Raw genomic sequence first — 16886 nt, 5'->3', positions numbered from 1 at the left:
AGCTGGGACGAATGGGGCAGCGGTCTCCGGGTACGGCGGGCATGAACGCGTACAGGGAGTTTTGCTATGAACAACCGCGTATCGCCCGAGGTGGAGCTGGCGTGGGAGGACTTCCACCGGCTCGTGAACATGACCTCCGACGAACTGCGCATCTGGTTGCTCACGGACGCGTCCGGCGAGGAGGCGTTCCCGGCCGACGGCCAGGGGCCCGGGGTTTCGGAGCTGGGAGCCCGCGTGGTGGACGTGCTGCGCAAGCGGAAGGTCGACCTGACCGAAAGCGACGGGGAGGTGATGCAGGAGGTCGTCGACTACGTGGAGGACCGGCTGGACCACCGGCCGCCGGACGTGGAACGGGACGAGGAGTGGCGCCACGCGCTGATGAGCGTGGGGCACGACCCGCTGCGTCCCCAGCCGTCCAGGGCATAGGAGGCGAGAGCATGCCGAACCCGCAGCAACCCGAGATCCGCCGGTCCGGGAGGACCGCGGTGACGGACGGGCCCGCGCCCGAGGCCACCGCCCCGAAGTCGAAGTCGACGGCGGCCAGGGGCCACGCGCACGGCACCGACAAGGGGAGCCGAGGAGGAGGCGAGGGCGGCGGGACACCGCCGGGCCAGAAGCCTTCGCACCCCTCATAGCAGCAGGCCGGAGGCCGCCCCGGAGAGAGTCCGGGGCGGCCTCCCGTCTGCTGCTGTGCGGCCGCGGATGTCCGGCGGATGCACGCCGCCGATCGACAACGGAAGAGGGAGGGGTGGTACGAGGGTGTTCGAGTTGTCCCCCGGGCAGGGTTGGGTGGAGATGGGCGAGCTGCTGCTCGCCATGGTGCTGTCGGCCGCGATCGGGCTGGAACGAGGGCTGCGCAACAAGAGCGCGGGACTGCGCACGCACACCCTCGTCGGCGTAGGCGCGGCCCTGTTCATGCTGGTCAGCAAGTACGGATTCGAGAACGTCCCCGGGAACGTCTCGCTGGATCCCTCCCGGGTGGCGGCGCAGATCGTGTCCGGCATCGGCTTCATCGGCGGCGGGCTGATCTTCGTCCGCCGGGACGCGGTGCGCGGCCTCACGACCGCCGCCGTCGTGTGGGTGACGGCGGCCGTCGGCATGGCGGCCGGCGGCGGCCTGCCGGTCCTCGCGGTGGCGGTCACCGCGATCCACTTCCTCGTCGTCTACGGGCTGAGCGGCCTGACGAAGAGGCTGCCGCTGGAGCGGTACCGCCGGGCCGGGGTCGCGCGGATGAGGATCGTCTACCGGGACGGGCACGGCGTGCTGCGGCAGGTCCTGATGGAGTCCACGCAGCGCGGTTTCGTGATCCTGGAGGTCAACGTCGACCGTGACTACCTGCCGGACGACTCCGACCGCGGCCGTGACGAGCGCCGGGACCGGCGCGAACCCGACCGGCGCCGTCCCGGCAACGCCGTGGTGACGCTCACGCTGGAGGGAACGGGCTCGGTCCCGGAACTCGCCGCGGTCCTGAGCGAACTGGAGGACATCGTCGGCGTCACGGTCGGAGCCGACCAGGACGACGACAGCGAGTAGGGAGCCCCGGGCGGATCAGGGGACCTCGGTCTGCGGGCTGTAGCCGTCGTCCTCGCCGCCCGGGGTCTCGGCCTCGGCGATCGGCGGGTCCGTGGGGCCGGGCGTGTGCTCGGCCCCCACGTCGGCGTCGTCCTCCTGCGGCGCCCCGGCCTCGGCGCGCCGGTCGGCGAGCGGCTTGTCCTCGTCGTTCCTGCGGTCGGTCATCGCACCTCCTCGAAGGGGGGACGGCCCGGCGGGCCGCCCCGGGCGGGTCAGCCGCGCGCCTTGCCGATGGCGTCGCGGACGCGGTCGGCGACGGCCGCCATCGGCCCGACCGCGAGGTTCTTGGTGGGCGACTCCGTCCCCTGGTGGGGATGGGTCGGGGCGATCGCCTCGGCCGCCCTGACGGCCTTGGCCATGCCGCGCATCTGCTCGGGCGTGGCCTCGCGGGCGATGCGCGGGAACTCCTCTTTCTCCTCGTGCGAGGCGTGCGCCTCAAGGTCTCTGTGGAACCTGGCGAACGTCTCCACGAAGTCCGCGGACTCGGGGTCCATCTTCTCCAGGTCCGACAGGACGCCCTTGGCCTTGTTCTCCTCCTCCAGCCGCGCGTCCACCACGCGGGAGCCGTCGGCGGCGGCGCGCCGGGCGAACGGGTGGACGACCTCCTCCTCGGCGGTCTCATGCACGGCGAGGAGCCTGCGCAGCCGGTCGAAGGCGTCCTTGCGCACCTTGCCGTGGTTCTTCTCCACCGTCGAGGCGAGGTGGCGGATCTCCTCGTGCTGCGCGAGCAGCAGATCGACGACGTTCTCCTGGGTGGCCTGCTCGGCCATGACCGACCTCCTGTGGGTGTTCGACTCCTGTCCGGCTCGAATCGAGGCGATACCCGAGGTGAGGGCTTCAACCATCCGGGGCCGAGCAGGTGGTGCGGCGGGCTGAGTAGGGTGAGCGCATGCTGTACGGGCGGGACGGGGAACTGGCCGCGATCGACGGACTCCTCGACCGGGCCCGCGGCGGGCGCAGCGGGACGCTCGTGCTGCGCGGCGAGGCCGGGATCGGCAAGTCCGCCCTCCTCGACCACGCCGCCGGCGCCGCGGACGGGATGCGCGTCCTGCGCGGGACGGGCGTCGAGACCGAGAGCGGCATGCCGTACGCGGGCCTGCACCTGCTGCTCGGCCGCCACCTCGACCGGATCGGCGGCCTGCCGGACGCGCAGGCCGAGGCTCTGCGCGCGGCTCTCAACATGGGGGGCCCGGAGGCCGAGAGCGACCGGTTCCTCGTGGGGCTCGCGGTGCTGACGCTGCTGTCCGACCTGGCGGAGGAGCGGCCGCTCGTCTGCCTGGTCGACGACGCGCACTGGATGGACGGCTCGTCCGCCGAGGCGCTGCTGTTCGCCGCACGCCGCCTCGACGCCGAGCCCATCGCGGTCATCTTCGCGGCCCGCGATGCGGTCGCGCCGGAATGCGCCGCGCCGGAGTTCGTCGCGCAGGGGCTGCCGGAGCTGCGCCTGCGCGGCCTCGACGGGACCGCGGCGGCCGGACTGCTGGCCGAACGCGCCCCCGACCTGCCCGGCCATGTCCGGCGGGAGATCCTCGCCGGGGCGATGGGCAACCCGCTCGCGCTGCTCGAACTGCCGGGCCGGGGCGGGCACGGGTCGGCGTACGAGCGGATCCTGAGGTCGTTCGCCGAGCGGATCGCCGCGCTGCCGGAGCCGGCGCGGCGGCTCGTCCTGCTGGTGGGGGTGGACGATCTCGGCGACGCGGGGGTGGTGGTGAAGGCGGCGTGCCGGTTCGGCGCGACGGCCGGTGCCTCCGTCGGCGCCTCCGTCGACGACCTGGAGCCCGCCGAGCGCGCGGGCCTGCTGCGCACCACGTCCGACGGACGGCTGGAGGTGCGGCATCCGCTGATCCGCACCGCCGCCGTGCGGGAGGCGACGCTCGGCCTGCGCCTGGCCGCCCACCAGGTGCTGGCGGAGGCGTACCTGGAACGCGGCGACGTGTGCCATCACGCCTGGCACCTGGCCCGCTCGGTGACGGAACCCGACGAGCGCGTCGCGGCCGTGCTGGAGAAGACCGCCGAGACCGAGCGGAACGCGGGCGGCAACGCGGCCGTCGCCGCCATGTACGAGGCCGCCGCGGGTCTCACCCCGGACCCGGCCGAGCGCGGCCGGCGGCTGGCCGCGGCGGCGCGGGCCTCGGCCGACGCGGGGCTCCCCGAGCGCGCGGTCGAGCTGGCGGCGCGGGCGGAGGCCGACCTGCCGGACCCGCTGGCGCGGGCGGAGCTGACGCTGATCCGGGCGTCCCTCGCCGACGAGCAGGACCGGGCGGGGGACGCCCACCGGCTGTTCGCCGAGACGGCGGCGTCGGTCACGCGGCTCGATCCCCGCACGTCCGGCTACCTGTTCTTCCAGGCCGCGGCCGCGGCCGCCAACGCCGGGGACTTCGCCGCGATGGACGGCATCGCCGCCGAGGGCGTGCGCCTCGGCGTCCCGAACGCACCGCACCTGCGGGCGCTGAGCCGGGTGTTCGCCGGGCAGAACCCGCTCGCGGACGCCGACCCGGCGGACGGCGTGGCGGCGCTGCGCGAGCTGATGGGCGCGATGGGCGCCTGCTACGCGCCGCGCGACCGGATCCGCGCGGGCATGTGGCATCTCATGATCGGCGACGTGCGGGGCGCGGCCGAGGTCGCGGCGGAACTGGAGCGTCGCTTCCGCGACCGGGGCGCGATCGGGCTGCTCGCGCCCGTCCTGATGCTCCGGTCCCGGACGGACCTGCTGCTCGGCAGGCACCGCGACGCGCTGACCGGCGCGACGGAGGGCGTGCGGATCGCCGCCGACACCGGCCAGCACCGCATCCGCGTCTACCTCGACACCAGCCTGGGGCAGCTCGCCGCGATCCAGGGCGACGAGGAGCGCTGCCTGGAGCTGACGGAGGAGGCGCTGTCACGCGGTCTCCCGCCGAGCAACGTGCACGCCGCCGCCGCGCGCAGCCTGCTCGACCTCGGGCTCGGCCGGTACGACGCGGCCCTGGAACGTCTCGCCGACGTCGTCGCCGGACCCAGCCGGCAAGGCGCCATCGCCGCTCTGCCCGACCTCGTCGAGGCGGCCGTCAGAGCCGGCGTCCCAGAGCGCGCGCGGGACGCCGCCGACTGGTACGGCGATTGGGCCGCACAGACCCAGCAGCCTTGGGCGCAGGCCATAGCGGCACGCTGCGCGGCCCTGCTGGCCCCGGACGACCCAGACCCGCTGTACACGAAGGCCCTCGATCTGCACCGCGAGGGCAGGACGCCGTTCGAGCAGGCGCGCACCGAGTTGCTGTACGGGGAGTGGCTCCGCAGGTCACGCCGCAGGAACGACGCGCGGGCGCGGCTGCATGCGGCACTGGAGGCGTTCGAGCGACTCGGCGCCGCACCATGGGCCGAACGAGCCCGGGCCGAACTGCGCGCCGCCGGGGAGAACTTCGCCGCAGGGCAGGACGACGCGGCCTTCCGCGACGACCTCGCCGCCCGGCTCACCCCGCAGGAACTCCAGGTCACCCGGCTGGCGGCGACGGGCCTCAGCAACCGGGAGATCGGCGCGCAGCTGTTCCTCAGCCCCCGGACCGTCGGCTACCACCTCTACAAGGCCTATCCCAAGCTCGGCGTCACCACGAGGGCGGCCCTCGCCCGCCTCGACCTGGGCTAGTCGTGCGCTGATCCGCGGCCGGATCCACATGGCGGCCGATCTGCGCATCCCACGTCCCCCCGCCCATCGCGGATGCCGAGCTGAACGGCCTTGCGGCTAGCTCCTCGCGCGCACGAACTCGACGAGCCGATCCGCGTCCCCACCCTCCAGCACGATTCCGAAGTCCTCGCCCAGCGTCCCCGGCAGGTCCTCGGGGGCGAGCGTGCGGGTCTCGACGCTCCCGTCCGGGCGGGTGACGGTCAGCTTCACCCCGTCCAGCACACGGAGGGAGTCGGACGAGAACCTCTGCGCGAAGGGGCGGGTCGTGAACGGGGAACGCGCGCTGGTCGAGACGTAGTGGCTGCCCACCTCGAAGTCGATGCGGAACACCTCGTTCTGCACGAACGTGTGCCGCTGGACCCAGCTGTCCGGGCCGCGCTGGTGCAGCTCCCATTCCGCCGTGTCCGGCGTCCAGGTGGTGACGGTGCGGCCGCGCCGGAGCCGGAAGCCCCAGCCGTCCTGGACGGCCTCCTCACCGTCCACGAGCCGCAGCGGCTCCAGCGGGCCTGCGCCGAACCCCACGTCGCACAGCCACGCCGGCTCGTCCCGCGACGCGTCCGGCGGGCGGACGTGCAGGAGCGCGTGCGTGGCGGGCAGGATCTTCGCCGCCCCCAGCGTCACCCGCGCCGCCAGCGCCGTGACCTCGTACCCGAGCCTCTCCAGCACCGCCGCGAACAGCCGGTTGTGCTCGTAGCAGTAGCCGCCGCGCGGGCGCTCGACCAGCTTCGCCTGGACGGCGTCCAGCGACAGGTCGATCGGCCGCCCGAGCATGATCTCCAGGTTCTCGAACGGGATGGACGTGACGTGCGCGCGGTGCAGGGCCCGCAGCGTCGCGGCGGTCGGGGCCGGGTCGCCGTCGTGGCCGACCCGCTTCAGGTAGGCGGGCAGGTCGAGCAGCTCGCCCTGCCATCCGTAGCCGAGATCCTCGCTCATGGCTCCCTTTCCCCCGGTGATGACGATTCCCCCGGTGATGGCGATTCGCCGGTATCGGCGACAACACCGGAGGCGTCCCGGATCCTCCCGGCGATCCGGTCGACGTCGCGCCGCTCGGCGGGCGGCAGCGCGGCCCCGGCAGCCGCGCGGAGCCCGTCCGCCTCGGCGAGCATCCTGGCCGCGGCCGCGTGCTCGCCCGCCAGGGACCGCGCCCCGGCCAGCCCTTCCAGCGCGAGCGCGATCGCGCGCGGGTCGCCGACGGCGCGGGCGGCGGCGAGCCCCTCGGTGTGCAGGGCCAGCGCCCGTACCGCGTCGCCGCGCTCCTCGGCGACGAAGCCGAGCTGGGCGTGCACGAACGCCAGGCCCGCCGTCCCGCCGATGCCGCGCAGCCAGTCGAGCCGGGCGCGCAGGTGCCTCTCGGCGGCGTCGAGGTCGCCGCGGGCCCGGGCGACGAGGCCGAGCCCGACCTCGGCGAACTCCTCGGCCGACCGCGCCATGTGCCGCCGCGCCAGGTCCAGTGCCCGCTCGTGCAGGTCGCGGGCCTCGCCGAGGGCGCCGGTGAGGAGCGCGACGCGGCCGAGGCCGGACAGCCGGAACGACGTCTCCGGCCACATCCGCGACTCCTCGGCCAGCCGGAGCCCCTCGCGGAGCAGCCGCGCGGCCTCGGCGTAGTCCCCGGCGATCTCGGCGCGCCGGACGAGCGCGTCGGACGCCTCCAGCCGCCCCCACGGGTCGCCGAGCTCGGCGAACAGCGCGACGCTCTCGACCGCGTCCCGCTCCAGCGCGACCAGATCGCCGTGCCCGAGGGCGAGGTTGGCCCGGGTCGCGAGCGCGGCGGCCGTGAACCAGCGGTCCTCCCGCTTCCGGAACACCGTCAGGGCGCGGTCGACGCGTCGCCTGTTCACGGCCAGATCCCCGTACGCCCAATGCACATGGCTCAGCAGCCACTCGGCCTTGGCCCTGGCGAACGGATCGTCATGGTCGGCCAAGGCGGTCTGCCGAAGCTCCTCCGAATCGACGCCCTCGCCGGCCAGCATGGTGAAGACCGTCAGCCACGTCGCCGCCTCGGTTCTGGCCGGTGACGCCTGCGGGTGGGCGGCCAGGGCGCCGGCGAACGCGCGACGGGCCTCCCCGAAGCGCCCCCGCAGGTACCAGTACCAGGCGAGCGCGTTCACCGACCCGATTCCGGCGCCGTTGCCCAGCGCCGCGCGCAGGTTCGCGGCCTCATGGTCGAGCCGCTTCAGCCAGTGGCCCTGTTCCGGCCCGCGCAGCCGTTCCGCCGCATGTTCGGCCAGGCCGGTGTAGTGCAGGGCGTGGCGGTGCCGGAACTCGTCCTCCTCGCCCGCCTCCCGCAGGCGCTCCAGCGCGTAGGCGGCGACCGACTCCAGCAGCCGGTACCGGCCCTCCTCCGTCCGGACGGCGAGGGAGCGGTCGACCAGCCGGGCGAGCACGTCGACGTCCGTGTCGCAGACCGCCTCCGCCGCGTCCAGCGTGCAGCCGCCCGCGTGGACGGCGAGGCGCCGCAGCGCGACCCGCTCGGGCCCGGTGAGCAGCTCCCAGCTCCAGTCGATCACCGCGCGGAGTGTCCGCTGCCGGGCCGGGCCGCCGCGCCGCCCGTCCGCCAGCACCCGGAAGCGGTCGTCCAGCCGCGCCGCCAGCTCCCGCACCCCGAGCGCGCGGACGCGGGTCGCCGCCAGTTCCAGTGCGAGCGGCACCCCGTCCAGGCGCCGGCAGATCGCCGCGACCCACGGCGCCGTGTCGGCGTCCAGCGCGAAACCGGGGCACGCGGCCGCGGCCCGCGCGACGAAAAGCCGGACCGCGCTCGACTCCCGCAGCCCGTCCGGCGCGGTCTCGGGACCGGGCAGATCGAGCGGCGGGACGAGCTGCAGCCGCTCCCCGGCGATCCCCAGCGGTTCCCGCGACGTCGCGAGGACGCGCAGCCCGGGCGCGGCGGCGAGGAGCCGCCCGGCGAGCTCGGCGGCGGGTTCGAGCACGTGCTCGCAGTTGTCGAGGACGAGCAGCGCCCGCCGCCCCCGCAGCGCGTCCGTGAGAGGGGTCCCGCCGGGCTCCTCGCGAAGCCCCAGCACGGAGGCGACCTGCTCGGCCACGTCGTCGGGCGCGGTCAGCTCGACCATCCACACCCCGTCGGGATGGTCGGCGAGCGACCGGGAGGCGATCTCCACGGCCAGCCGGGTCTTGCCGACGCCTCCCGGACCGGTGAGCGTCACCAGCCGGTGCCCGGCCAGCAGGGCCCGGCCTTGATCGACCGCGTCCTCGCGGCCGATCAGCTCGTCGAGCGCGGCGGGCAGCCGGGGAGCGGGACGCGGCGGGGCGGCGGGGCCTTCCGCGAGCATCGCCCGGTGGAGCTCCGCGAGCTCGGGGCCCGGGTCGGCGCCCAGCTCCTCGGCGAGCCGCTCGCGCAGCGCGTGGTAGCCCGCGAACGCCTCGCCCTGCCGGCCGGACAGGTGGAGGGCGCGCAGGTGGAGGGCCTGAAGCGGTTCGCGCAGCGGGTGGCGGGCCGCCGGCGCTGCCAGCTCGGCCGCCACCGCCGCGTGCTCGCCGAGGTCGAGCCGGGCCCGCGCGTGCCGCTCCAGCGCGACGAGCCGCCCCTCCTCCAACTCGATGATCGCGGTGCGGGCGAACTCGGCGTCGGCGAAGTCGGCGAAGGCGGGGCCGCGCCACAGCGCCAGCGCGTCGCCGAGAAACCGCTTGCGGGCGAGGGGATCGGCGGCCTCGCGGCCGAGCGCCGCCGCGAACCGTGCGGCGTCGACCGCGTCCGGCCCGGCGTCGAGCGCGTACCCGGGCGGACGGGCGGCGACGAGGCCCCGGCCGCCCGGCTCGCCCTCCTCCAGTGCCCTGCGGAGCTGCGAGACGCGGGCCTGGAGCGTTCCGATCGCGTTGCGGGGCGGCCGGTCGCCCCACAACGCGTCGATCAGCCGATCGACGGACACGGGGTGGCCGGGCCGGGTGAGCAGGACGGCGAGCAGCGTGCGGACCTTCGCCTCGGGCACGCGCACGGGCGCCCCGGCGTCCGTCCACACCGCGAGCGGCCCCAGCACCCCGAAACGCACGGCCTCCAGCGTAGCCACCGCTACGGACGGACCCGCAGCACATCCGTAGCGGTCGGGACGAGTGTGGAGGAAATGCACATCCCAGGAGGACATATGAAGACCCCGGTAATCGTCATCGGACTCGGGCCCATGGGCGCGGCGATGGCCAGGACGTTCCTGGAGAACGGCCATCCGACCACCGTCTGGAACCGGACGGCGTCCAAGGCCGCCCCGCTGGTGAAGGACGGCGCGACCCTCGCCCCCACCGCCGCCGAGGCCCTCGCGGCCTCCGAGCTGGTCGTCGTGAGCCAGACCGACTACAAGGCGATGTACGACTCGCTCGACGGCGCGGACCTGAAGGGGCGCGTCATCGTCAACCTCAGTTCAGGCAGCCCTGGTGAACTGCGCCGTGCGAGCGAATGGGTGTCCGAGCGGGGCGGCGTCCTGCTCACCGGGGGCGTCATGGTGCCTCCGCCGGGCATCGGCCAGCCGGGCGCGTACGTCTTCTACAGCGGCCCAGAGGGGGCATTGGAATCCCACCGCGAGGCCCTGGGCGAGCTGGGGGACGTCACGTTCGTCGGCGAGGACCCGGGTCTGTCGATGCTCTACTACCAGTCCCAGATCTACCTCTTCTGGTCGACCCTTGCCGCCTACATGCACGCCGTGGCCTTGCTGGGCACCGCGGGCGTGTCCGCCCAGGAATTCCGTCCGTTCGCCGCGTCCCTGCTGACCGAGCTGGCCAGCGATGGGCCGATGGGCTTCCTGAAGCAGCTCACGGAAGAGTTCGAGGCCGGGGTCTACCCGGGCGCGGACAACACCCTGCGGATGCAGGCCGTTGGCGCCGACCACGTCGTGGAGGCCGCCCGCGAAGCCGGGATCGACGTCGCGGGCCCGACCGCCCTGCGGGATCTGTTCTGGCGTGCCGTGGACGCCGGCCACGGCGAGGACGGGCTGTCCGCCGTCATCGAGGCGGTCCGTCGCCCGTGACCAGCGGGAGGCGGAGGACGAACCTGGCGCCTCGGCGGGAGTCGGCGATGCGCAGGGAGCCGCCGTAGACCTCGGCGATCTCGCGGGCGATGGGCAGGCCGAGGCCGGTGCCCTGGGGGTCCCGGGCGCGCGACTCGCTGAGGCGGGCGAAGCGCTCGAAGACGCGTTCGCGGGCCTCCTCGGGGATGCCGGAGCCGTCGTCGAGGACCTCCACGACCGCGTCGGCGCCGTCGCGCGCCACGGTCACCTCGATGCGCGACTCGGCGTGCCGCTCGGCGTTGCCCAGCAGGTTGCCGAGCACCCGGCTCAGCCGCACCGGGTTCGCGCGCACGACCACGCCGGGCTCCAGGCGCATCCTGATCGGGACGTCGCCGGCCCGGAGGCCGACCTCCCGGCGGACCAGGGCGGCGAGGTCGACCGGTTCCACGGGCATCGGGGTGCGGGCGTCGAGCCGGGACAGCTCCAGGAGGTCGGCGACGATGTCGTTCAGGCGCCGCGTGTCGCGGAGCGCGCCGCGGACCATCGGCTTCCAGTCGGCGTCGTCCGGCTCGCCGAGGGCGAACTCCAGTCGCGTCTGGAGGCCCGTGATCGGGTTGCGCAGGTCGTGGGAGGCGTCGGAGACGAAGCGGCGCTCCCGGGTCACCGCCTCCTCCAGCCGGTCCAGGGTGGCGTTGACCGTCTCGGCAAGGCTCTTGACCCCTCCGGGGGCCTGCGGGACGGGCACCCGGTGATCCAGTCCCAGCGCGTCCAGGTCGGCCATCTCGGCACGGATGATGTCGACCGGGACGAACGCCTGCCCGATCGTGTGCCACGTCCACCACGCGATCAGGCTGAGCAGCGCGGCCAGAAGACCGAGGAGGGCGAGGGGCAGCAGCCACATGTTCAGCAGGCCGGGCAACGGGGCCGCGGCGATGACCATGGCGTTCGAGCCCCACGGGGACGTGTGGATGCGGAGGCCGAACGCCCACACGCACGTGTCCAGGAAATCGGGGCAGACCCGCTGGTCGATCAGCAGTTCGCCTCTCGCCAGGTCGGCGATGGCGAGCGCGGGACGCCCGCGGATCGCGTCACTTGCGGCCACGACCTCTTCCTCAGGGGTCACCACCTGCACCATCGGCGCCTCGTCGGGGCCGACGTCGATGATGCCGGGGTTCCCTCCCCTGGAGAGCTCGAAGGCGATCCGTTCGGCGGTCCGTTCCGTCTCGTGCTCGACCATGCTCTTTACCCAGTCCCGCGCCAGCAGCAGCATCAGGACGAGCGCCAGCGCCAGGATCAGCGCCGACACCACGACGGTGATGAGCGTCGCGCGCCCCCGCACCGAGAAGAGCAGGTGCCTGGCCCACGGGCGGGCGTGATCCCGCTTCTCCGTCGTCACAGTGGTTCTCCGGAACCGTACACACCGTCACTCTAAGTTACTCAGTGTGAGATGCTCGCGGCGCACGCGGCGCCGGGGCAGGTGGCCGTGAACAGGACAAGGGCCGCGATCCGTATATCGAGGGTGACGGGCCGCCTTCCGGACGTGAGGGCGGCCGGGACGGGGAGGCGGTGCTGTGGTCGGGACGCGGGACCGTGTGGTGGTGATCGGCGAGATCACGTTGCCGGGCGTGCGGCGGTCGGTCGGAAGCGCGCGCGGCTTCGTCCGGAGCTTGGCGGCCGGTCATCCCGCCCTCGACGACATGGTCCTGGTGGTGAGCGAGACGGTCGCGAACGCGGTCGCGCACACGGCGTCCGGGCTGGAGGGCGGGGTGGTGAAGATCGTCGTCCTGGCCGGGGGCGGGGGGTACAGGCTTGAGGTCGCCGACCAGGGGGCGGCGGGCGGGCGCCCCCATGTCAAGGACGAGTACGCGGAGGAGGGGACGGGCGCGGAGTCGGGACGCGGGATGCGGATCGTCGAGGCGCTCGCGGCGCGGTGGGGGTTCCGGACGGACGGCGCCCGGACGGTGGTGTGGGCGGAGTTCCCGGCCCCGGCGGCGCCCGCTCCGGAAGCGTCGCCGGCCCCGGCCGCCGCGATGGAGCGGGGCCGGGGCCAGGTCCGGGGAGCGCCGGTCAGCGGCCCCGGTTGAGCTGCCGGGTCGGCATCTGCCGGGCGTTGCGGCGGTTGTTCGCGACATTGGCCGAGCGGAAGTCGGAGTTCTTCCGCTTGCCCTTCTTCCTGGATTTGGTGAAGGGGTCGTTGTTCATTTCATGGTTCATTGCACGCATGAAGAGATCACCTCCGGGCACGTCTGAATTCGGCCGTGAAAGGCCGCGAAAAGGTGTGGAAGGGCGCGCCGCATCATCGCAGGACACGCGTGTGCCCGTGCGAGGGAGGAGCGCCATGGAGAGGGACGGGAGCGGGCCCGCGGCAATGCCGGGGGCGGCTCAACCGAAGAAGGATCAAAGCTTCATGGGAATAGTTAGCCATAGGTTCGGGCGGCGTGTCAACCATTAATTCCCGCCGGGCGTGAACTCGAAGGCGGGGAAACGGCGATACATGCCGGGAGGCTTCATGAGGCTGCTGGCTTGGGTCGCCGTCGCGGCGGCCGCGGTGATGGTGACGGGCGCCCTGTCGGCGTACGGGTACTACTGGCGGCTGCAGAGCGCCGTCCAGCACGAGGACGTCGACCGGCTGATCGGCGGAGACCGGCCCAGAAAGCTCAACGGCGCGATCAACATCTTCGTGCTCGGGTCGGACACGCGCGAGGGCGCCAACGCCCAGTACGGGCGGGGCCTGCGGGGCAAGCCGCCCGCGTCCGACACGATGGTGCTGCTGCACCTGTCGCCGGGCGGCGGCCAGGCGATCGCCGTCAGCTTCCCCCGCGACCTGGTGGTGCCCATTCCGGCATGCACCCGCAGGGACGGGACGAAGGCGCCGGGCAGCGGCAGCGCCATGCTGAACGAGGCGATCGCCCGCGCGGGCCCCACCTGCACGGTCCACACCGTGGAGCAGCTCACGAAGATCCGCATCGACCACTTCGTGCAGGTGGACTTCGTGGGCTTCAAACGGATCGCGACGGCGGTCGGCGGCGTGCCCGTGTGCGTGACGGCCGACGTGCACGACAAGGACTCCGGGCTGACCCTCACCAAGGGCACTCACCGGCTGAAGGGCGAGGACGCCCTGGCCTACGTCCGCAGTCGCAAGGGCTTCGGGGACGGCAGCGACACCGAGCGCATCCGGCGGCAGCAGCACTTCTTCGGCGCGCTCGCCAAGGAGGCGATGAGCGCGGGCGTCCTCACCGATCCGGGACGCCTGAACGCGCTGCTCAGAGCCACGGCCGAGTCGCTGACGACCGACAAGGCGCTCTCCGCCGCGGAGATGCTGAAGATCGCGCAGGGCATGCGCGATCTGAACGCGGGGAAGCTGCGCTTCGTCACCGTGCCGTCCGTGCCGTACCCGCTGAACCGCAACCGGGTGGCGCTCTCCCGGCCCGCCGCGGACCAGTTCTTCGACGCGCTCCGCAAGGACGTGGCGGCGCCGGCTCCGGCGAAGGCCGCGGGCGCGCGGCCGGGGAAGGTGCGGGTGTTCAACGCGTCCGGGGTCGAGGGCCGCGCCGCGCAGGTGGCGGCGCAGCTCACGGACGCCGGCTGGCAGGTCGCCGGCGTCGGCGACCTCGGCGCCCGCCCGCGGGCCACCGCCGTCCGCTACGGGACGGGCGCGGAACCGCAGGCGAGGGCGCTGGCGGGCGTCCTGCCGGGCGCACGGATCGCGCCGCGCGCCCGGACGGCCCCCGGCGTCGTCGACCTGGTCATCGGGACGGGCTTCACGCGCGTCCGGACGTCCGGCGGCGTCCCGGTCCAGCGCGGCGAGAGCCGGGCGAGCGACGAGGTCTGCGAGGCGGTGGCGTGATGTGTGGGGTACCCGTCGTGGACGCCACGGCGACCCCGGTGACAGCCTGGAGCCATGCGCGTCGCGTTCGTGATCTATGACGGCTTCCAGATCCTGGACCTGACCGGTCCGCACGAGGTGTTCGAGGCCACCGGGCGGTACGAGTGCCTGGTCGTCGGCCCGCGCGTCGGGCCGGTGCCGGCGTCCGGCGGGCTCCGCGTCCACGCCGCCTTCGACACGGACCTCGCACCCGAGGGCATCGACACGCTGGTCGTGGCGGGCGGCGTCGGGGTCGACGACGCGCGGGGCGACACGGCGCTCGTCGACTGGGTCGCGCAGGCCGCGCGGACGGCGCGGCGGGTCGCGTCGGTGTGCAGCGGCGCGCTGCTGCTCGCGGAGGCCGGGGTCCTGGAGGGACGGCGCGTCACCACGCACTGGGGCCGTGAGGAGCAGCTCCGCACGGAGTACCCCGGGCTGGCCGTGGACTGCGACCCGATCTTCGTCCAGGACGGGAACGTGTGGACGTCGGCGGGCGTCACGGCGGGGATGGACCTGGCGCTGGCGCTCGTGGAGGACGACCACGGGCGGGAGCGGCGCACGCGGTGGCGCGTGAGCTGGTGATGTTCCTGCGGCGGCCGGGCGGCCAGTCGCAGTTCAGCGTCCCGCTGTGGTCGGCGCAGCCCGCGACGGACCCGGTCCGTGCGGCGGTGTCGTCCGTCCAGGCCGATCCGGGCGCGCGGCACACCATCGCCGACCTGGCCGGACGCTCCGGCCTCAGCGCGCGGCACCTGCAACGCAGGTTCACCGCCGAACTGGGCGTACCGCCCGCCGCGTACGTGGAGCGCGTGCGGATCGAGGCGGCCCGGCGGGCGCTGGCGGAGGGGGACGAGCCGGTCGAGACGCTGGCGCGGCGGCTGGGCTTCGGGACGGGCGAGACGTTGCGCCGGGCGTTCCACCGGCACGTCGGCGTCGCACCGTCGGACTACCGGGACCGCTTCAGAGGAACGAGGGAGTACGCGTGAAGGGGTGGGAGTAGGCATGACCACGTATGGGCTGCTGGTGTTCGAGAACGCCGAGGAACTGGATTTCGTAGGGCCGTGGGAGGTGTTCACGGCATCGGCCATGGTGCGCGACCAAGGCGACAAGGCGGTGCTGGTCGCCGAAAGGACGGAACCGGTCCGCTGCAACAAGGGCATGAGGGTCGTGCCAGACCACACCCTGGACGACCACCCGAAGCTGGACGTTCTCCTGGTTCCCGGCGGGCGCGGCGCCAGGGAGACGCAGCCGAACAACCCGTCCGTCACCGGCTGGATAGCGAAGGTCGCCGAACAAGCCGATTGGGTGACGAGCGTGTGCACCGGGTCGTTCCTGCTGCACGCCGCAGGCCCGGCCAAGGGACACAGGGTCGCGACCCACTGGGCCTCCGAGGACGCCCTGGAAGCTCTGGGGGATGTGACCGTCGTCCGGGACGCGCGCTACGTCGTCGACGGCGACCTCGTCACGAGCCAGGGCGTGTCGGCCGGAATCGACATGGCCCTCTGGCTGGTCGGACGCATCCACGGCCGCGACCACGCGCGCAAGGTGCGCCGCTACATCCAGTACGAGCCCGCGCCCCCGTACATGGCGGACGAGTAGACGCCGGCCTGGTGGACGGCGGACGAGTGGACGGCTGGGAGCCCGCCCGATCGGAAAGAACATTCAGCCATACCGGTGATGATCTTCTCTTATCGGCATAATCACCCGAATGGCGATATCGCTTCCGGTGCGGTTCCGCAGCGACGGGGTGCGGGTCGCGGTGGAGACCGACCCCCTGCACGCTCCGCTGCGCGACTTTCTCATCAACGACCTGGGCGAGGACGTCTCGGCGATAGCGCGCGCCCAGGGGCGGCTGAGCGACGGCGCGGCCCGGCCCTGGCAGGAGCAGTACCGCTACCACCGCCTCGACTTCGACGGTACGACCGTGCACGTGCGCGACGTCGCCGGATGGGCGTCCTGCGATCTCGAACCGGCCGTCCTGCGGCGGTGCCTGGACGAGTACCTCCACCAGGTCGGCGCCCTCAAGAGCCGCCGCAGCCTGGAACGCGATCTCGGCGGGCCGGGCAACGGCGAGCCCATGGCCGCCTCCCTCGCCCTCGGTTCGGTGTCCCCGCGGACGCAGGGATGGGGACTCGTCCAGACCCCGCGCGCCGTGCTGGAGGACCTGGCCGGGCTGACCCCGCACCCCGACGCCTGCCTGCCGCACGGTGTCATGGAGACCGGCTCGGGCGCGTGCTGGGCCGACCTCGCCGTCCTGGACGAATCGGGGAAGCGCCTGCGCGGCGGCACCAAGACCTTCATGCCGAAGGGCATCGACCCGGAACGCATCATGGGCGAACTGGGGAACGCCCTGACCCAGGCCCGCTTCCTCGACGTCGTCCCCGGGGCGTGGTCGGGCGTCGTCGCCGGGGTGCCGGTGCACGGCTACGTCGACCCGGAGGCCGTGCTACGGCTCCCCTGCCGGCCCATCGAGATCGGCGGCGTGGTCCGGCGCGTCAAGGTGTTCTTCCCCGAACTCGCCGATTCCGGTGCCGACCTGGCGACCGCGGCGTCCGGCGCCAGCGCGTTCACGCCTTCGGTGTACGGGCCACGGCACGTCCTCACGGCGTTCCTGCTCCACGACGTGCAGAGCCACCGCCACCACCTTGAGGTCGTCCGCGCCGCGCGTCCCGGCTGGGAACACACGGGCAACGCCTGCCACATCCGCATGGACGTCCAGACCGTCCGTCTGGAACACCTGTGGCTTCCCGGCCACACCTGTGAGGTGCCGACAGGCGAGTTCGCCAGCGTCCTCTACGAATACGAACGCCTGACGGCGGCCTGACACCGGACGGCGGCCTGACCG

The 16886-nt window shown here is 73.7% G+C and carries 16 protein-coding genes; 10 read left to right on the top strand and 6 right to left on the bottom strand.

The features are described 5' to 3' along the window. The first annotated feature begins 66 nt into the window (after nt 1-66). The gene (locus BJ999_RS40170) at nt 67-426 is read left to right on the top strand and encodes a DUF3140 domain-containing protein (RefSeq protein ID WP_179838063.1); all 360 of its coding nucleotides are present in this window, start codon (nt 67-69) and stop codon (nt 424-426) included. Between the two features lie 333 nt (nt 427-759). Beyond that, on the top strand, nt 760-1533 hold the full coding sequence (locus tag BJ999_RS40165; protein WP_229810030.1) for an MgtC/SapB family protein: 774 nt from the start codon (nt 760-762) through the stop codon (nt 1531-1533). Nucleotides 1534-1548: 15 nt separating this feature from the next. Here the strand turns inward: BJ999_RS40165 and BJ999_RS40160 are convergent, their stop codons facing one another. Then, complete coding sequence (locus BJ999_RS40160; RefSeq protein WP_179838061.1) at nt 1549-1737, bottom strand: hypothetical protein; 189 nt, start codon at nt 1735-1737, stop codon at nt 1549-1551. Nucleotides 1738-1784: 47 nt separating this feature from the next. Beyond that, complete coding sequence (locus tag BJ999_RS40155; RefSeq protein WP_179838060.1) at nt 1785-2342, bottom strand: hemerythrin domain-containing protein; 558 nt, start codon at nt 2340-2342, stop codon at nt 1785-1787. 119 nt (nt 2343-2461) lie between these two features. On the opposite strand from BJ999_RS40155, the gene BJ999_RS40150 reads away from it, so the two are divergent. After that, on the top strand, nt 2462-5191 hold the full coding sequence (locus tag BJ999_RS40150) for a helix-turn-helix transcriptional regulator (RefSeq protein ID WP_179838059.1): 2730 nt from the start codon (nt 2462-2464) through the stop codon (nt 5189-5191). A 96-nt stretch (nt 5192-5287) separates the two neighbouring features. On the opposite strand, the gene BJ999_RS40145 is transcribed toward BJ999_RS40150, so the two are convergent. Beyond that, the gene (locus BJ999_RS40145; protein WP_179838058.1) at nt 5288-6163 is read right to left on the bottom strand and encodes an arylamine N-acetyltransferase family protein; all 876 of its coding nucleotides are present in this window, start codon (nt 6161-6163) and stop codon (nt 5288-5290) included. Further along, a complete protein-coding gene (locus tag BJ999_RS40140; protein ID WP_179838057.1) occupies nt 6160-9234 on the bottom strand; it encodes an AfsR/SARP family transcriptional regulator in 3075 nt (1024 codons plus the stop codon). Before BJ999_RS40140 ends, BJ999_RS40145 begins: the two co-directional genes overlap by 4 nt. Before the next feature lie 93 nt (nt 9235-9327). Here BJ999_RS40140 and BJ999_RS40135 point away from each other — a divergent pair, with 93 nt between their 5' ends. Continuing rightward, the gene (locus tag BJ999_RS40135; RefSeq protein WP_179838056.1) at nt 9328-10200 is read left to right on the top strand and encodes an NAD(P)-dependent oxidoreductase; all 873 of its coding nucleotides are present in this window, start codon (nt 9328-9330) and stop codon (nt 10198-10200) included. On the opposite strand, the gene BJ999_RS40130 is transcribed toward BJ999_RS40135, so the two are convergent. Continuing rightward, the gene (locus tag BJ999_RS40130) at nt 10175-11575 is read right to left on the bottom strand and encodes a sensor histidine kinase (protein WP_229810029.1); all 1401 of its coding nucleotides are present in this window, start codon (nt 11573-11575) and stop codon (nt 10175-10177) included. The genes BJ999_RS40135 and BJ999_RS40130 overlap by 26 nt on opposite strands. Before the next feature lie 175 nt (nt 11576-11750). On the opposite strand from BJ999_RS40130, the gene BJ999_RS40125 reads away from it, so the two are divergent. Beyond that, nucleotides 11751-12263, top strand: a complete 513-nt coding sequence (locus BJ999_RS40125) for an ATP-binding protein (RefSeq protein ID WP_179838055.1) — start codon at nt 11751-11753, stop codon at nt 12261-12263. On the opposite strand, the gene BJ999_RS43355 is transcribed toward BJ999_RS40125, so the two are convergent. Next, nucleotides 12247-12381, bottom strand: coding sequence for a hypothetical protein (locus BJ999_RS43355; RefSeq protein ID WP_268247758.1), 135 nt, complete (start codon nt 12379-12381; stop codon nt 12247-12249). The genes BJ999_RS40125 and BJ999_RS43355 overlap by 17 nt on opposite strands. Before the next feature lie 307 nt (nt 12382-12688). Here BJ999_RS43355 and BJ999_RS40120 point away from each other — a divergent pair, with 307 nt between their 5' ends. From BJ999_RS40120 to BJ999_RS40105, 5 genes are all read left to right on the top strand, one after another. After that, the gene (locus BJ999_RS40120) at nt 12689-14026 is read left to right on the top strand and encodes an LCP family protein (protein WP_229810028.1); all 1338 of its coding nucleotides are present in this window, start codon (nt 12689-12691) and stop codon (nt 14024-14026) included. A gap of 54 nt (nt 14027-14080) precedes the next feature. After that, nucleotides 14081-14626 (top strand): AraC family transcriptional regulator, encoded by a 546-nt coding sequence (locus tag BJ999_RS43915; protein WP_308427177.1) that lies wholly within the window; start codon nt 14081-14083, stop codon nt 14624-14626. Then, nucleotides 14608-15027 carry a helix-turn-helix domain-containing protein gene (locus BJ999_RS43910; RefSeq protein WP_308427176.1) on the top strand — a complete coding sequence of 140 codons (420 nt, stop codon included), beginning with the start codon at nt 14608-14610 and terminating at the stop codon, nt 15025-15027. The genes BJ999_RS43915 and BJ999_RS43910 overlap by 19 nt, the downstream gene beginning before the upstream one ends. A 16-nt stretch (nt 15028-15043) precedes the next feature. Continuing rightward, complete coding sequence (locus tag BJ999_RS40110) at nt 15044-15640, top strand: DJ-1/PfpI family protein (RefSeq protein ID WP_179838053.1); 597 nt, start codon at nt 15044-15046, stop codon at nt 15638-15640. Between the two features lie 109 nt (nt 15641-15749). Next, nucleotides 15750-16865, top strand: a complete 1116-nt coding sequence (locus BJ999_RS40105) for a hypothetical protein (RefSeq protein ID WP_179838052.1) — start codon at nt 15750-15752, stop codon at nt 16863-16865. Nucleotides 16866-16886: the final 21 nt, after the last annotated feature.

It is taken from the genome of Actinomadura citrea (assembly GCF_013409045.1).
Taxonomy (GTDB): domain Bacteria; phylum Actinomycetota; class Actinomycetes; order Streptosporangiales; family Streptosporangiaceae; genus Spirillospora; species Spirillospora citrea.
Note: the sequence above shows the minus strand (reverse complement) of the source record. Positions and strands in the feature narration are given on the sequence as shown.

Excerpts from the sequence above, each read along its gene's own strand:
- BJ999_RS40110 (WP_179838053.1), top strand. The coding sequence starts at position 15,044 with ATGACCACGTATGGGCTGCTGGTGTTCGAGAACGCCGAGGAACTGGAT.
- BJ999_RS43915 (WP_308427177.1), top strand. The coding sequence starts at position 14,081 with ATGCGCGTCGCGTTCGTGATCTATGACGGCTTCCAGATCCTGGACCTG.
- BJ999_RS40135 (WP_179838056.1), top strand. The coding sequence starts at position 9,328 with ATGAAGACCCCGGTAATCGTCATCGGACTCGGGCCCATGGGCGCGGCG.
- BJ999_RS40160 (WP_179838061.1), bottom strand. The coding sequence starts at position 1,737 with ATGACCGACCGCAGGAACGACGAGGACAAGCCGCTCGCCGACCGGCGC.
- BJ999_RS40170 (WP_179838063.1), top strand. The coding sequence starts at position 67 with ATGAACAACCGCGTATCGCCCGAGGTGGAGCTGGCGTGGGAGGACTTC.
- BJ999_RS40150 (WP_179838059.1), top strand. The coding sequence starts at position 2,462 with ATGCTGTACGGGCGGGACGGGGAACTGGCCGCGATCGACGGACTCCTC.
- BJ999_RS40145 (WP_179838058.1), bottom strand. The coding sequence starts at position 6,163 with ATGAGCGAGGATCTCGGCTACGGATGGCAGGGCGAGCTGCTCGACCTG.
- BJ999_RS40120 (WP_229810028.1), top strand. The coding sequence starts at position 12,689 with ATGAGGCTGCTGGCTTGGGTCGCCGTCGCGGCGGCCGCGGTGATGGTG.
- BJ999_RS43355 (WP_268247758.1), bottom strand. The coding sequence starts at position 12,381 with ATGAACAACGACCCCTTCACCAAATCCAGGAAGAAGGGCAAGCGGAAG.
- BJ999_RS40155 (WP_179838060.1), bottom strand. The coding sequence starts at position 2,342 with ATGGCCGAGCAGGCCACCCAGGAGAACGTCGTCGATCTGCTGCTCGCG.
- BJ999_RS40105 (WP_179838052.1), top strand. The coding sequence starts at position 15,750 with ATGGCGATATCGCTTCCGGTGCGGTTCCGCAGCGACGGGGTGCGGGTC.